The following is a 16,299-nucleotide window of genomic DNA, read 5'->3' as shown; positions in this document are numbered from 1 at the left end:
ATTTTCTTCATTTACGATTATAAATATAGTTGCTGTAAGTAGTTTCATAAAATATATAACAATAAGTGACAACGGAATGAACACAATAAGAACAGTATTTGCCATTAGCCTTATTTGTTTAGTACTAATATCGTGTACTAACCAACCTAAGAGCCGTTACAAGCTTAAACAAGACACCGCACCTCAGTTCGAATATGGTGAGATTAACCTTCAAGACGCCATCCCTCGTTACGAGCCCTACGCGCCTTTAAATATGCGTCCTTACGAGGTGTTTGGACAATATTATACACCTATATTGACGGGAAAAGGCTTCGCTGAGAGCGGACAAGCGTCGTGGTATGGTCAAAAGTTCCATGGGCACAGAACATCTAACGGAGAGGTCTACGATATGTTCCGGATGACAGCGGCACATAAGACCTTACCTTTACCTTCGTTTGTGAAGGTAACAAACCTCGACAATCAAAAGACTGCCGTGGTAAGAGTAAACGACCGAGGACCCTTTCACCCAGGCCGCATAATTGATTTGTCTTACGCGGCAGCAAAAAAACTCGACGTTATCTCTACCGGTGTTGCGAATGTTAAGATTGAGGTCATTCATATTGATAATGATGGCATCATGACTGTAGGTACCGGCGACCCCGTTCAACCTGATGTACCAGCAGCCTTAGCTGATGAGTCTCAGTTTGCGAGAACAAACGACGATAATTATGAACCTAAAAATCACTCAAAAGAACTTGACGTTTATAACGCTGATACTCCTACAATTGAAATGCGCACACCGTTTTCAGACGCCGAAGACAAAGTTTTCGTGCAAGTAGCAGCATTTTCAAACAAGGAGGCCATGTTAGAATTATCGGACGGCCTGGGTCGACTTTACCAGGTGCCCACCGAAGCTCCGCTTATTGATGACATATACAGATTACGATTAGGACCTTTAAAAAATGAACAAAAAGCAGAAAAACTAATCGAAGAGCTGAAAGAACTCGGTTTCAATTCTGCTTTTCGGTTAATTGTGCCTGCTGAATAGTAAAAAAAGCCCGTAAAGCTGGTAGAATCTAGGTAGAATGTTATAAAATCCGTTTCACACGAAAAGTGACGTGAATGCTAGTTTCCAAAGTCAGTGTCAACATAAAAATAGACTGGAACTAAGGGCCTTAAGATGGTCCACAGTAACGTCAACTCTATTAAAAATAAAACCTCAAAAAATGGTTAATTAAATGCGCTTAAAAATTATTTCCACCCTACTACTCGCCGCTAGCTGTTTCGTAGCAAGTGCAGCTGTTGTGATTCCGCCACCGCCAAGTGTTGCAGCTGGCGGTTTCATGTTAATGGACCACAACACAGGTCATATTATTGCCGAACAAAACATCGATATGCGTTTGGCACCAGCGAGCCTAACTAAAATAATGACCCTTTATGTGATTGGTAAAGAAATCAAAGCTGGTAATATCAGTCTTGATGACATGGTTACCATCTCTGAAAACGCATGGGCCAAAAATTTCCCCGATTCGTCAAAAATGTTCATTGAAGTAGGAACTAAAGTGTCGGTCAGAGATTTACTGAAAGGCATTGTTGTACAATCTGGAAATGATGCCTGCGTGGCAATGGCTGAGCATATTGCTGGCAGTGAAGAGGCTTTTGCAAGCATGATGAATGCACATGCGCAAAGTTTGGGTATGACCGCAAGTAATTTTGTCAATAGTCATGGATTACATGATGCAGAACACTATACGTCTCCACGCGATATGGCAATCTTATCTTCAGCCTTGATTAAGGAGCTTCCTGAAGCCTATAGCCTCTACCAAATCAAAGAGTTCACCTACAACGGAATTAAGCAGTTCAATCGAAACAGCCTATTGTGGGACAAAAGCATGAATGTTGATGGCATCAAAACTGGTCACACATCTGATGCAGGATACAGCCTTATTACATCAGCGACACAAGGCGATATGCGGTTGATTTCCGTGGTTATGGGTACAGAAAGTGAACGAGCTCGTAAAGTAGAAAATAAAAAACTGTTGCGTTATGGCTTTCGCTTCTACGAATCAGTAACACCATATCAGGCTGGCGACAGCTTTGTAGCACATCGTATTTACATGGGCGATCGTGAGACAGTAGACTTAGGCTTGAATCAGTCTACACCGATCACTATTCCTCGAGGTCAAACCGACAAACTAAAAGCACATTTCGAATTAAGCGAAAGTCTTGAAGCGCCAATTGAAAAGGGCCAAGTGGTGGGAAAACTCTATTTACAACTTGATGGCGAAGATATCGCTACCTACCCTCTGGTCACTCTGCATGAAGTACAAGAAGGTGGATTCTTTGATCAAGCCATGGATTGGGTATCTCTTAAATTAGGCTTTGAGGACTAACATGGCTTTAGATACACACTTTGACGAACTACTTGAGTTTCCATGCTTTCAGACTTTTAAAGTGATGGGCTTAGCCGATCCACGTTTACCAGATGTTGTGATTACCAAATTACAAAGTTTAGCGCCAGGCGACTACAGCCCGAAAGTGAAACCTTCGAGTAAAGGTAATTATCACGCTTTGTCATTAAAAGTAAAGGTGACTAGCAAGCAGCACATGGAAAGTATCTACACTGAACTATCGAGCCTAGAGCTCGTAAAAGTGGTGCTGTAAGCTTGACTATACCTACCATTGTTAGACAACTAGGAAAGCAAGAGTACACCCCTACTTGGCAAAAAATGCAAAGCTTCACCGACTCGCGTACCAGCGAAACGCCAGATGAAATATGGTTGATTGAACATCCACCAGTATTCACCCAAGGACAAGCTGGTAAAGCTGAGCATATTCTGGCAGCAGGTGATATTCCAGTTGTGCAAGTTGATAGAGGCGGCCAAGTGACTTATCACGGCCCGGGTCAACAAATGATGTATACTCTTATTGATGTTCGCCGTAGTAAGTTGGGCGTTCGTGATTTGGTTAGCGCATTGGAAAATAGCATTGTTAATTTGGTGAAAGACTATGGCCTTGTTGCCTATGCTAAAAAAGATGCTCCGGGTGTGTACGTAGATGATAAAAAATTATGTTCTGTTGGTCTTCGAATCAGAAAAGGCTGTTCTTTCCATGGTCTGGCGTTGAACGTCAATATGGACCTAAGTCCTTTTCAGCGCATTAACCCATGTGGATATGCTGGGATGGAAATGGTAAACAGTGCGGTATTAGGTGGCCCAGAGTCTTTACAAGAAGCTGGTCCAAAATTAGTTGATCACTTTTGTAAGTTATTAGGTATCAACGACAAAGAACTAAGAGAAAAATTTGATGAGTAATACACGTCCACAAGCTGGTGTAAAATTAAGAGATGACGAAAAAGTAAAGCACATCCCCATCACAATTGTACCCACTGAAAAAGAACAGATGCTGCGCAAACCTGAGTGGATAAAAATTAAGCTACCACGCACAACTGACCGCATCGATCACATCAAAGCTACCTTACGTAAAAACAAATTGCATTCAGTATGTGAAGAAGCTAGCTGCCCTAACCTAGCTGAGTGCTTTAATCATGGCACCGCAACATTCATGATTTTAGGGGATATTTGTACGCGTCGTTGCCCATTTTGCGACGTTGCACATGGTAAACCCTTACCCCCAAGTGCCGAAGAGCCAGAGAAACTGGCTAAAACAATTGCCGAAATGGGGCTAAGCTATGTGGTAATCACCTCGGTTGATCGCGATGACCTTCGTGATGGTGGCGCTCAGCACTTTGTTGATTGTATTAATGCCATTAGAGAGCATAGCCCTACAACCAAAATTGAAGTACTTGTGCCTGATTTTCGTGGTCGTATGGATCGCGCTCTGGAGATATTCAAAAAGGGCGTTCCTGACGTGTTTAACCACAATCTTGAAACTATACCAAGGCTATACAGAGAGTGTCGCCCAGGGGCTAATTACCAGTGGTCACTCGACCTACTAAAGAAATTTAAAGAGCAGCACCCAGAAATACCAACCAAATCTGGCTTAATGATGGGCATGGGTGAAGAAGCAGACGAAATGCAAAAAGTACTCGATGATTTACGCGCCCACAATGTAGACATGCTCACTCTTGGACAGTACTTGCAACCCAGCAAGCACCATTTCCCGGTGAAACGCTATGTACCACCAGTAGAGTTTGATGCTTTGGGTGATTACGCCAAAAAGATTGGCTTTACCCACGCGGCGTGTGGACCAATGGTACGCTCGAGCTACCATGCCGACAAGCAAGCTGCGGGTGTTGAAGTTAAATAAATCAATAGCAGCGCACTATCAGTTAACCAAAGACATAGTAGGCAGTGTAGCAAAGACATAATAGGGCAGCCAAAATGAAAAAAAGAAATAAGTTCAAAGAAGCGAGTATCAGTATGCTGATTGGACTTTTCTTGTTACTTGTTTTTTTAGTAGCTGGTCGGCATGCACTTCCTGCTTATTTATTTGGAACAAGTACTCAAGCGACGGTAGTTGATTATACCGTCACTAAATCGCAGGAGGTCATGATTGATAATACGCAACGCCCTCCCAAGTTGCATGAAATACTGGTTGAATACCGCGTTGACGGCTCAACCTATTGGCTAACTGTAAACTCCCACGTATATTCAGCTTTTGGCATCATAAACATGGGAGATACACTTACTGTGGCTTATGATGATGAGCACCCTCAGTCAGGCTACGTAATGAACTATGCCCTATTCACTACCTTATCATCAGTTTTGTTACCCTTTTTATTACTGATTTTTATTGCCGTTACTCCACAATGGCTTTATCACTACCGACAAAAATAATCATTTAATAATATCTTAGCTGTTCAGCCTTTCCTCTAAACGTGTAGTATGAGAATACAGTATAAGCGCCGATAAACGGTAACACGAACACACTACCAATCAGTATTATCTTCAGCGAAGCGGGTGAACTGGCGGCTTCGTTTAAGGTCAGTTGCCCAGGCACCACATACGGATAAAAACTAAAACTCAAGCCTAAGAAGCAACACACAAATATAATAACGACCATATAGAAGGGAAGCGATGCTCCAGCATCGTCAGCAAGCGGCAAGCGCTTGAGAACAAGAAACCCCAATATAAACATAAAGGCACACAATAGCGGTATTGCTGCATAGAAATAAGCCCAGGGCAATTCGGTCCAAATTCGAAGTACTGATGCATTCACGTATGGATTTACCAAACAAACAACCAGAATACCAAAGGCCGTTAGTACGCCGCATTTCTTTGACCAAGAGATCGCGCTTAGCTGCAATTCTCCACTTGTTTTCATTACTAACCATGCTGCGCCTATCAAACTATAGGCTGCAAGCACACAAAAACCACTGAAGATAGAAAAGACAACAGAAGCTAAGGTGTACTCTAGCCCCATCACATAAAGGCCAAGCATGAAGCCCTGCGTGAATGCCGTTAGCATGGAGCCAATTTTGAAGGTGTAATCCCAAATCCGTTTACGTCGTGGTTTTACCTTAGCTCTAAAATCAAAGGCAACACCTCGGAGTATCAATGCTAAGAGCATTATCGTAGCGGGTAAGTAAAAAGCTTTTAAAATAGCACTATGTGCGGCTGGAAAAGCAACTAACAATAAGCCAACCGCCAGCACCAACCAAGTTTCATTGGCATCCCAAAACGGACCAATGGAGGCAATTGCGGTGTCTCTCTGCCCTTCATCGCTCATAGGTAACAAAATACCAACCCCCAGGTCAAAGCCATCGAGAATCGCATACAGCAGCAATGACAGCGCAGTTAACATGGCAAATACTATGGGTAGTGCAGTATCAGAAAATAATATATCCATATCAGGCCCCTATAGTTGAGTTATTTCTCGCTTGCTTGACGCGAGGGCCTTCTGGTAATCCAGGAGGCGACAAATCATACTCTTCGATGTCGACAGCGCGTTTAGCCATTAAAAATAGCGTGCGAACATAAACTACTAATAAGACAACATACATACTCATGTATAAGATAAACGTTAGGAGAACATTACCAGATGCAATATCGGTAACAGCGTCTGCTGTTCTTAACACTCCGCTGACCAAATATGGTTGCCTACCTATTTCAGTAACATACCAACCAGCTAAGGTAGCTACCCAACCTGCAAAAGAAAGACTCATTAATGTCCAAATTTGATATTTATTAAGTTGCTTTTTGCGAAGTAAAGTGATGCCGCACCACCATGCAACGGCTATCATCAGCATGCCGATACCTACCATGACTCTGAAGCTATAGAACACTGGCGCGACGGGAGGATGAGCTCCCTCAAATTCATTGAGACCTTGCAACTCGCCATCGAGCGAATGAGTTAAGATTAAGCTGGCTAATTTAGGTATTTCGATAGCATATTTGTTTGTTTTACTCTCTTCATCCGGAACAGCGAATAGCACTAAGGGGGCGCCCTCTTGTGTTTCCCATATTCCCTCCATCGCTGCGATCTTTTGAGGCTGATGTTCGAGTGTATTAAGGCCATGAAGATCGCCGACGAAAGCCTGAAGTGGCGCTATTAACATGGCGCTAAAGATCGCCGTTTTAAGCGCTACCCGCGGTGCTTTTTTGTTGTCGCCACGATAAATTCTATAGGCCGACAAGCCCGCGACTAAGAAACACACCGTTAAGGATGATGCTAACAACATATGTGAGAAACGATAAGGAAATGAGGGATTGAATATTATCGCCATCCAATCGCTGGCATGCGCCACACCGTCAATCATTTCAAAGCCCGCGGGGGTTTGCATCCAAGAGTTAAGCACCAATATCCAAAAGGCCGACATCGTCGTACCAAAGGCCACAAGAAAGGTTGCTCCCGTGTGAACCCACGCCGGTACTCGATGAAAACCGAACAGCATAATGCCGAGCATGGTAGCTTCTAAGAAAAAGGCTGTAAGCACCTCATAGGCGAGCAGTGGGCCTGCAATATTGCCTATTGTCTCCATGAAACCAGGCCAGTTTGTACCAAACTGAAATGACATGGTTATACCGCTAACCACGCCCATCGCAAAGCTCAGTGCAAATACTTTTACCCAAAAACGATATGCACGCATCCAAACGGGGTGTTTTGAAAATTGATACCTTAGTTTGAAGTAAAAGAGTAACCAGCCCAACGCAATGGTAATAGTTGGAAAAAGAATATGAAAACTAATATTGGCAGCGAATTGAATACGCGATAAAAGTAGTACGTCAAACATGTGAGCCTCTTAATGCTTGTTGGCTAGGAAAATAGTTATTCGGGTACCTATGGTTTTACTTGTCGCTTACTTACTCCTCTAAAAATTTGTGCGTTGATGCTGCTCTGTTAGCTAACTATTATTCTGCTTTTTTCATCATGAGCTTATCTTTCATATCAAGAACTTTACCCACCCCGGAACCAAGTTTCATCAGGGTATTCAGTTTGTCCGGGCTCAAAGCCTGTAAGCTTTGTGTCCAATGAGTAATATTTTCTAGCAAGTCATGAATTTCAGCTATTTGTGCTTGAGCATATTCCTCTGAGCGATTTGCTGGCTCATCAAGTAAAATATCTCTAAGCAAACTCAAAGTTGGGTCCATTTCTCGTTTACGGCGCTCTTCAAAGACACGATTCGCCATGTCCCATATACTGCCTTTGCTTTGATAGTATTCTTTTCTATCACCAGGTTTGTGTGTGGTAGCAACCAATTGCCATGAACTGAGTTCCTTAAGCCCCATGCTCACGTTTCCTCGCGATATGCTTAGCGTATCTGCAATTTGATTCGCACAAAGTGCGGCTTCACTCATCACAAGCAAGGCGTATATCTGCCCAACAGTTCTGTTAAAGCCCCATCTGCTGCCCATTTCGCCGAAATGCATCACAAAGGATTCGATCATTGGTGTCATTTTGAACGTTGATTCCACAATAAACCTTCTGAAGTTTCAATATTTTCTGAAAGTATAATACAAAGTTGATTCAAATCAAGCAGAAGTCTCAGCGAAACTTGGCACTAATGTAATTATATGCTTACAGGGAGGTAATACTACGCTGTCGCAATAGCTTACTTAACACTCAGCTCGCCACGTAGGCTTACTGTCATGAGCTGTTTGCGTTCAACAGTGGAGAGTTCGGGCTTACTCAATAAGTAATGTAGTTTTGCAAGTGCAGCTTCTGGCGTCATATCTTGGCCCGATACAAGGCCGATGTCTTGCAATAAATGACCATTGGCATAACCAGCCATATTAACCTTGCCTCTAAAGCACTGAGTGCAATTGACCACAATAATACCCTGCTCTTGTGCACGTTTAAGCTCCAGTAACAAAGCACTGTTTTGTGGCGCGTTACCTACTCCATAACTAAGTAGAATAAGGGCATTTACCGGTTGTTGAATAATATTTTTTACCACGTCGGCTGATATGCCTGGGTACAAACTGACTAAACCAATGGGCTGGGAGCTTACTGCACTCACCTGCAAGCGCTTTTTTCCCTCGAGCGATGTGGTATTAACCACATCATGGTTCACTTCGATGTTAATACCCGCTTTGATCAAACTTGGAAAGTTGGGAGAATCAAAAGCATCAAAACCATCGGCGTCGACTTTTCGACTTCGATTACCACGAATAAGTTTATTATTAAAAAACAAACTGACTTCTGGAATAGGAAAGTTCGCCGCAATATATAAGGAGTTTAATAGATTTGTTTGACCATCGGAGCGCAGTTCCGCAAGGGGGATCTGTGAGCCAGTGACAATCACCGGCTTTGCCAAATTTTCTAACATAAAAGATAAAGCCGACGCGGTATATGCCATGGTATCGGTACCATGCAATATAATGAATCCATCATAGTCGTCGTAGTGCTTATCGATATCATCGGCGATCAATTGCCAATCGGATGGAGACATGTCACTGGAGTCTAGCAAGACGTCATATTCATGAATGGTGAATGCAGGCATTTCTGAGCGATGAAATTCTGGCATTTTTGCAAGTGTTTCAGAAAGATATCCGGCCGCTGGTACAAAACCGTTTTCAGAGGGTTTCATACCGATAGTACCGCCAGTGTATGCAACGTAGATATGTTTACGCACCAAGAGCACCTACGTGAATCGCCATCGCTTTTTTAAGCCTTTTCAATAAAGCACTATCTTGCTTTTCCAAACACCCTTTTGCTATCCAACTTTGCAGTACAGCCTCAGCAGTCAGCACATCGTTGCCTTCAAGTTTTGCAGCCATCATCGCCAATTGCAGCTCTTTGCGACGTTTTTCATCGGCTTTATTACTCTCGACATCACTTAATATTTCTAATTGAATGGTCAGCGACTTTCGATCCAATTCTGTTTCATCTTTGGCTTTGAAGAAACTTTGAAAACGTGACGGAAGATCAGCCACTTCATTAGGTAACTCATCACTTCGCCAAATACTCAGGACCTCAAAAAGAGCATCCCATTGCGCTGAGACACGCAGGTCAGCTAACACTTTTTCGCGCGTATCGAGAGTCGTTTGTAACACGTCGATTTGGCGACTCACAGCCTTACCTTCGCGCGGCGGCATTTGCGTTAGTAGCGCTCGAGCCTCGTCAATCTTATCGCTAATTAACGTCAGCTCAGCACTTTGGGTAGCACTTTCTATTTCCTTCGCTAAAGTGCCTGTAAGCTCAGCTATTTGTTTTTTGAGGTCGGCGATTTCATTTGCCTGAGCGTCGCGCTCTTCGTTTACTTTTGCAAAAACAGCATCATTGGCTTCTCGAAACTGTTTCCAAAGCTTATCGTCATGCGGCTTTCCAGCAAAACCAATAGCCTTCCATTCTTGCTGAAGATTCTTAGCTTGTGATGATGCTACTGCATTATCTTCAAGCGCAGCGAGCTTGATAACTTTATTAATCAAGCTCTGCTTTTGACTGGCATTGTCTGCATAAAACGCCTCTAACTTCGCTTGAATAGGTTTCAGAGCTGCAAAGTATTGTTTATTTAAGGCCTTTTTATCATTGTGCTCTAAAATACCAAGCTCACGCCAGCGCTTTCCAATAGCATTTACGCGTCGCCCTAAGGTCGCAAGCTCATCATCTAAGGCAAGCGGCTCTAAATCTGTAATAATCGTGCGTGCAATCTCTGCATTATCCGCCCTTATCTTGTCTTGCTCTGCATAGTGCGCTCTGCAAGGAGCGAAAGCTTTTTCCAATGCTTCATCGAACGCTTCATTAAGTTTGTCGTCTTCTTCGGTGCCTAAGCGACCCAAATCATTCCATTCTTTTCTTAATCTTTTTACTGCTGCAGCGCGCTCTGGTATATCAATCGCATCACCACCGTCGAGCATAGTTTTTACTTGGTCGAGAAGAGCCGGTTTCCTCGGCGCAGCTATGAAAGCCTGTAATGCTTGTAACTCAGCTACTTTTTCGGCCAATTCTTCAAAGAGCTTACGCTGACTACGCTGTGACTTTTCAGCTAGCCCTTCAAATAATGCTTCACAGTGTTTAAAGGTAGCTATGGCAGGTTTATAACTGCCTTGATTTATCATTCGTTGCACCATTTTAAGCTTTGATTGTAACTTTTTTTCTTGTTGTTTGATGGCGCTAAAATGCTCACTTAGTGCCGTTCGATGCTTTTTTACTGCTACATTCCACTCGTCAACAAGGCCTTTTGGTAAGGGCAACTGTGTGTCTGAATTCAACTGCTTCCAGTCTGATTCAAGGCTTTTCAGCTGTTCTTGTAAGTCGTTTGGACTAAGTGAAGCATCCAACTTTAGCATTGCAGCTATTGCTTCTTTAGCTTTAGCCACACTTTCTCTTGCAGCAGGAAGATCGTTCAAAAAGCCCTGATAACGTTTTAGGTCACTATCGAGTGCTTTGATAGTTCGCTTATGAGCGATGGTTTGTGGGCGTGCTCGTGCGTCTTCCACATCTGCCAGAATATCGTTAAGTGCATTCGCCAACAACTTAGACTGAGCCAATAAACTCGGATCATCTATAGAGGCTAATATCGCGTTAATTTGTAATCGAATATCAGCAAAGCGGCTCTCTATTTCACTTAATGCGTTGGTTGTTTGCTTTAATTCATTGGCACTGAGCCATTCGGACTTCAGCGCAGCCAAGCGCTTTTCAACCGCCTCATTTGTGCGCAGGTACTTTTCCGCCAGTAAAGCCGCAGACTCAGCATCCAAATATGAAAACTCTGCTTTTAGTTCATTAAATTCTTGGTTTAAGCTTTGCTTGTTTTCAAAAATATACTCATAGTCACCGTGCTCTTTTAAGGCAAGTAACTTGGAAATATTAAGTGTAGCAAGCTGATGTATTTTGGTCGGCTTTTGAGATGCTTCATGAAGCAGGGCAAGTTTAGACTCAATAGCATCTGATACCGATTGATGACTAGCATACTTTGCTAGCTTGGATAATTCAGCTGCATCATTTGTACGTGACACAAGCACCAATTGCTGGGCGTTATTAGCATGTTCGCGAAAGTACAAACGCGCGGTATTAACCTTATTTATTTTTAATAACGTGGCCAGAGCGAGCGCATCATTTGTTTGTAAACGTCGATTCGAAAACAATATTTCTTCTAACAAGGAGGTGTTCTTAGATTCGGCAATGAAACGCTCAAACTCGTCATTTGAGATAAGCGCAGAATCCGCTTTGTTTATTTCAGCTACGACCCATTCATGAGCATGCTTTTTAATTCTTTTATTATCTGCAGTTTCTGACGCTTTTAACCACAGTGCAAATGAATTTAACTTATCGAGCGCAGCCAGACTAACACTCACGTCGTTGTCGTTAAAGGCAAGCTCATGAAGCGCTTGTTTATCGCTGACTTTGCTTACCGACAAATGCTCAATCGCAGTCAGACGAACAGCAGGATCTTTACTGAGGTGTTTAGCCTGAAAAAGTCGCTTAAATATCATCTTGTTTAAACCGCGCTATAGGACTTTGATTAGTTGATTGCTGTTGCATCTCTTGCTTAAGCTCTTGTCGACTTTTCTGTACAACTTCGCCATTTTTACCCACTGTCATGTGCTCTTCAGATTGCTCAACTCTTGCTTGATAAAGCAATACGGCTTGCAAAGAGTTTTCTTTTTGCTCAGGACTTAACACCGCCCCATCTGGCCACTTACCTGTTTCAACGGCGGTTCTTAAATTTTCAAAAATCTCAGGTGTCATCGCTTGCACTAGCTGATCTACATTCATACTTAGTTCCTCTTCGCTAACACTATTCTAACGCGATTAATGGCATACCATGCAAAGCCAACCACAGCTGCTGCGATTGATAAATTATAGGGTGTGTCACCCGGATCAGAACCACCCCAATAGAGAAAACCAATACCCGCTAAGAAAATAAAAATAGCGATAAGTGATTGATTTTGTAGGTTATGCATTTTTTGAAATCGAGCAAAGTTTGCTTTTCTTTCAAGGTCTTCGGCAGTCGCATTACCGATATCAAAGCCACAATGGCTACATACTTTGCTTTTATCCGAAATTGGCTTTTTGCACGATGGGCATGCCGTAATTGCCATATATCACTCCCAAAAAATTTTCTTAAGTCTTTTTACGCAAAAAAAGGTTAATCGACCACTCGACTAACCTTTGTTTTTCTATTTACGTAAAGCTACTTTTTGTGTTTTTCCCAGTACTCGTTTACTGACTCTTTCATCTCTTTGCGTAGCATCATGATACCGAACAAGTTAGGAAGTGTCATAACGACTATTGCTACAGCAGACAATGCCCACACTAACGTGGTGTCAGATACCGCGGCCCAAAAGAAGCCTGCACAGTAGATAACCCTATAGGGCATTACCGAGCGTGGACCCAATAAATAGGTCATTGCTCTGTCGCCGTAATATGACCAAGCAATAGCAGTCGAGAAGGCGAATAACAGCAAGCCAATTGAAACAATGTATTTCCCGTATTCTCCGAAAAATCCTCGCGTAAATGCAATCGCCGTTAAGTTCGCTGAATGCACTAAGGATTTTCCTTCAACAATAATACTTTGTTTCACCAAGGCACCATCTTCAACTGCGAGTCTGCCTGTGAAAGGATCTTCCGTTGAACCAACACTGAAGGTAACGTCCTCGGCGAAAGAACGACTGTTAAGTAAGGTGTAACCGCCAGTAACGGCAACCCCATTAACCACTTGTATCTCACCAGTGAAATTCTCTAAGCTTGCACCGTCTATTTTGTTTAAGTAAGAGAACAGCTTGTTAATATCTTCGCTATTGCTTTCTTGATATTCTCCAGCAACAAACATCATGTCGGAGCGGTCAAATATATTATGATGCTTTTCCTTCCACACACCTGAAGAAAGAATCACCAAACCGGTAATCGTACAAATTATGATCGTATCAATAAAAGGCTCTAGTATCGACACCATACCTTCTGATACCGGCTCTTTAGTCTTAGCGGCAGCATGTGCAATAGGCGCCGAACCTTGACCAGCTTCATTACTGAACAAGCCACGGTTTACACCACGGTTGAACGCATAAGCTAGCGTAGCACCTAGGAAGCCACCAGCTGCAGCCGAGCCTGTGAATGCGTCAGAAATTACCGACGCAAAAGCTGGACCGATGTTCTCAGCATTGGCAAAAATAACGGCAAAAGCGCCGATAATATAGATAACTGCCATAAAGGGCACAATTTTAGAGGTTACCGCTGCGATTCGCTTTATACCGCCGAGTATAACCAAGCCCAAGATCACGGATAATACACCACCTACGATCATCGGCGAGAAACCGAAAGTAGATTCAATACTTGTCGCGATGCCATTACTTTGCGGTAAATTTCCAGTACCGAAAGAGCTTATTACTGTGGCAATAGCAAAGGCGACAGCTAACCACTTCATATTCAGGCGTTTGTCCATGTAATACATCGGGCCGCCAGCCATGGTGCCGTCTTCGGTTTTCACTCTGTATTTATGCGAAAGGGTGACTTCAACAAATTTAGTGGTCATCCCTAAAAATGCGGTCGCCCACATCCAGAACAAAGCCGCAGGACCGCCCAAGAAAATAGCAAAAGCAACACCGCTAATGTTACCGGTACCAACAGTGCCAGAGAGCGCGGTTGTTAACGCTCTGAAGTGAGTAGTATCGCCGGGTTCGTCGCCTTTATCATACTTACCAGTAACCACTAACCAAGCGTGTTTAAAAAATCGAATTTGCGGAAATTTAAGGTAGATCGTGAAAAAAGCACCGACGCCTAATAGCGCATACGGGAACCAATCAGCGCTTCCCAAAAAACTATCAAGCAAATTAAAAAAGTTTAATACACCTTCCAAAATAACGTCCTCTTTGTTTTTATTATTATTTGTTAAATTGACTCGTTACTGTAGCACTCTATCGGGTGTCTTGTCGCGTTTTCTTGCCAAAGATCCACGAAAAAACTGATGATAAAATGCGACAACAAAGCGCTAACGTAAATTTGGCGCAACCGCTCGAATAGCGATAAGGAGGTCTTCGCCCAACTGTTGGCAGCGGGGTGCAGACCAACCATAGGCTGGGTCTGGTAAATTTTGATTGTCTTTAAACGGCATTTCGAGAGTATAAGACAAACAATGATATCGTTGCCCTACCGCATTGGCACCAATGGTTAAGTTGGCTTTGCCAGCTTCATCTTTGTCGTAGCCAAACACATCTTGAAACTCTGGCGTAGCCGTGAGTAGTGCATTTTTAAAAGCATTTTCTAATTCTTCAAGCTTGGTGTTATAACCGGGGTTGCCTTCACACCCAGCAACAAAGTTGTAAGGTAATGCTTCGTCGCCATGTATGTCTAAAAACATATCCACGCCATATTTATCCATGGCTTCAAGGGTATAATAAACCTCAGGGCTCTTCTCTAAGGATGGCGTTTGCCACTCACGGTTTAGGTTCGTTCCTACCGCGTTTGTGCGAAGATGTCCACGAGCAGAGCCATCAGGATTCATATTAGGGATGATATAAAACACATTGTCCGCAAGCAATGACTTTGCTACACCATCATCTTCATCTAACAATCGACGAACCAAACCTTCAACCAGCCATTCGGCCATAGATTCACCTGGATGCTGTCGAGCGGTAATCCATATTTTCTTTTTATTTTCGTTTTCTTCGCCTATTACTAGCAAAGACAAGTCTCGTTTATCGAGGGTGAAGCCTAAGTGCCGTAATTCACAGTCGAAAGACATCTGAGCAGAAGAAATAAAATCTTGATGGCGCTCGTAACTGTAAGGCGTAAAATATGCAAAATAAACAGAATCATACTCTGGCACAAAATCGATGGTGAGATTATCGCCATCAAAGTCGGTATCGACCCTGAACCACTCTTCGCGATCGTAGGACGCTACGGCTTGATAGCCCGGCCATCCTGCAGGATAGGCTGAGTTTTTTAAGTCGCCTATCACCAGCTTATGCTCTACAAACTTCGTTGTTTGAAGTTTAAAATGAAACCATTGAAAGAAGTCAGACTGATTGTCTTTTTCAATGCGTAAGTGAATGTTCTGTGGATCTGTCGCTTCTAGAACCTTGATGTTACCGCTATCGAATTCACTGGTGATGATCATGCGCTTACCTTATGTCATTTTTTGCGTACTGTAACATAAGCGCCAGACAAGATTAACACCGTACTAACAGCAAATTATGATGCCGTACGCAATTTTAATCCTACGTAGGTGCTATAACCCATATCACTCCTTATTACTCGAAGGTTTTCGTCCAAAATGTAATAGGTTGGGTAGCCACTGATGTTAAAGCGTTCTTTATGTTTGTCTGCACCAAGAAGTATGGTTCCTGATACTCCAGCATCGTCAGCAAAGGAATCAATTTCTTCTACTGACTGGTAATCCAAAGCCACGCGAATAACATTAAATTCCTGAGTGTCAACCGCATCTAAGTTACCAATGCTCAGTTTACACACAGTACACCACGGTGCAAAAAAGTAGATGAGTGTTTTTTTATTACTAGGTGCTAATTTATAAATTTCGCCTTTCAAGCTGATAAGGCTTTGCGAGTTAATTTGAATTGAACCATCGCTATCCAGCAGATTTCTGTTTTGCCACGCCATAACAGCAAACACGATAATGAGGCCTAGCACAATATCACGAGGCCAAGAAGACTTACGAATGAAGTTACGTATGTAGATTGCGATGCTCTTTTTTGTTTGAACTTGTTGTTCAGCCATTCCACTTCACCCTATTCAGTTTTCATTCCAATAACTGTCGCACTAGTCGCTTTGCTGCGCTAACGCTTGTGTTCTAGTTAAAGAAAACACCGACATTTCAACTGTGCTATTAACTGTGCTATTAACAACGCGCCAGTAATGTCACAACGCATGCCATAATAGACCAGCTAAACACAAAATACTTTCACAAAAAAACCGCCTCAACTCGTTGTGTTTTGGCGGCTTTTGACTAGCATGTAA

The 16,299-nt window shown here is 42.9% G+C and carries 16 protein-coding genes; 6 read left to right on the top strand and 10 right to left on the bottom strand.

Annotated features, from left to right (window positions below; genetic code table 11):
* Positions 1 to 76 precede the first annotated feature (76 nt).
* From ISG33_RS04320 to ISG33_RS04295, 6 genes are all read left to right on the top strand, one after another.
* Complete coding sequence (locus ISG33_RS04320; RefSeq protein ID WP_195732291.1) at positions 77 to 1,027, top strand: septal ring lytic transglycosylase RlpA family protein; 951 nt, start codon at positions 77 to 79, stop codon at positions 1,025 to 1,027.
* Positions 1,028 to 1,217: 190 nt separating this feature from the next.
* Positions 1,218 to 2,372, top strand: a complete 1,155-nt coding sequence (locus ISG33_RS04315) for a D-alanyl-D-alanine carboxypeptidase family protein (RefSeq protein ID WP_195732290.1) — start codon at positions 1,218 to 1,220, stop codon at positions 2,370 to 2,372.
* 1 nt (position 2,373) lies between these two features.
* Positions 2,374 to 2,643 (top strand): DUF493 family protein YbeD, encoded by a 270-nt coding sequence (ybeD, locus tag ISG33_RS04310; protein WP_195732289.1) that lies wholly within the window; start codon positions 2,374 to 2,376, stop codon positions 2,641 to 2,643.
* Between the two features lie 8 nt (positions 2,644 to 2,651).
* Positions 2,652 to 3,293 (top strand): lipoyl(octanoyl) transferase LipB, encoded by a 642-nt coding sequence (gene lipB, locus ISG33_RS04305; protein WP_195733031.1) that lies wholly within the window; start codon positions 2,652 to 2,654, stop codon positions 3,291 to 3,293.
* Complete coding sequence (lipA, locus tag ISG33_RS04300; RefSeq protein ID WP_195732288.1) at positions 3,286 to 4,248, top strand: lipoyl synthase; 963 nt, start codon at positions 3,286 to 3,288, stop codon at positions 4,246 to 4,248. The genes lipB and lipA overlap by 8 nt, the downstream gene beginning before the upstream one ends.
* Positions 4,249 to 4,322: 74 nt before the next feature.
* On the top strand, positions 4,323 to 4,778 hold the full coding sequence (locus tag ISG33_RS04295) for a DUF3592 domain-containing protein (RefSeq protein ID WP_195732287.1): 456 nt from the start codon (positions 4,323 to 4,325) through the stop codon (positions 4,776 to 4,778).
* A 4-nt stretch (positions 4,779 to 4,782) separates the two neighbouring features.
* On the opposite strand, the gene cydB is transcribed toward ISG33_RS04295, so the two are convergent.
* From cydB to ISG33_RS04245, 10 genes are all read right to left on the bottom strand, one after another.
* Positions 4,783 to 5,790, bottom strand: coding sequence for a cytochrome d ubiquinol oxidase subunit II (gene cydB / locus ISG33_RS04290; RefSeq protein ID WP_195732286.1), 1,008 nt, complete (start codon positions 5,788 to 5,790; stop codon positions 4,783 to 4,785).
* A 1-nt stretch (position 5,791) separates the two neighbouring features.
* Entirely contained in the window at positions 5,792 to 7,174 is a 1,383-nt protein-coding gene (locus ISG33_RS04285; protein ID WP_195732285.1) for a cytochrome ubiquinol oxidase subunit I, read from the bottom strand.
* 118 nt (positions 7,175 to 7,292) lie between these two features.
* The gene (locus ISG33_RS04280; protein WP_195733030.1) at positions 7,293 to 7,829 is read right to left on the bottom strand and encodes a GbsR/MarR family transcriptional regulator; all 537 of its coding nucleotides are present in this window, start codon (positions 7,827 to 7,829) and stop codon (positions 7,293 to 7,295) included.
* 164 nt (positions 7,830 to 7,993) lie between these two features.
* Positions 7,994 to 9,016, bottom strand: a complete 1,023-nt coding sequence (gene ansA / locus ISG33_RS04275) for an asparaginase (RefSeq protein WP_195732284.1) — start codon at positions 9,014 to 9,016, stop codon at positions 7,994 to 7,996.
* Entirely contained in the window at positions 9,009 to 11,819 is a 2,811-nt protein-coding gene (locus ISG33_RS04270) for a DUF349 domain-containing protein (protein WP_195732283.1), read from the bottom strand. Before ISG33_RS04270 ends, ansA begins: the two co-directional genes overlap by 8 nt.
* Positions 11,809 to 12,102: a YeaC family protein gene (locus tag ISG33_RS04265; protein ID WP_195732282.1), complete on the bottom strand. Its 294-nt coding sequence runs from the start codon at positions 12,100 to 12,102 to the stop codon at positions 11,809 to 11,811. Before ISG33_RS04265 ends, ISG33_RS04270 begins: the two co-directional genes overlap by 11 nt.
* A gap of 2 nt (positions 12,103 to 12,104) precedes the next feature.
* Positions 12,105 to 12,428, bottom strand: a complete 324-nt coding sequence (locus ISG33_RS04260) for a zinc ribbon domain-containing protein (RefSeq protein ID WP_195732281.1) — start codon at positions 12,426 to 12,428, stop codon at positions 12,105 to 12,107.
* Positions 12,429 to 12,520: 92 nt separating this feature from the next.
* Positions 12,521 to 14,182 carry an alanine/glycine:cation symporter family protein gene (locus ISG33_RS04255; RefSeq protein WP_195732280.1) on the bottom strand — a complete coding sequence of 554 codons (1,662 nt, stop codon included), beginning with the start codon at positions 14,180 to 14,182 and terminating at the stop codon, positions 12,521 to 12,523.
* Positions 14,183 to 14,314: 132 nt separating this feature from the next.
* Positions 14,315 to 15,442, bottom strand: coding sequence for a M14 family metallopeptidase (locus ISG33_RS04250; protein ID WP_195732279.1), 1,128 nt, complete (start codon positions 15,440 to 15,442; stop codon positions 14,315 to 14,317).
* Positions 15,443 to 15,516: 74 nt separating this feature from the next.
* Complete coding sequence (locus ISG33_RS04245; protein ID WP_229333449.1) at positions 15,517 to 16,059, bottom strand: TlpA family protein disulfide reductase; 543 nt, start codon at positions 16,057 to 16,059, stop codon at positions 15,517 to 15,519.
* Between the last annotated feature and the right edge of the window lie 240 nt (positions 16,060 to 16,299).

The organism is Marinibium conchae (assembly GCF_015595035.1).
Taxonomy (GTDB): Bacteria; Pseudomonadota; Gammaproteobacteria; order Enterobacterales; family Alteromonadaceae; genus Glaciecola.
Note: the sequence above shows the minus strand (reverse complement) of the source record. Positions and strands in the feature narration are given on the sequence as shown.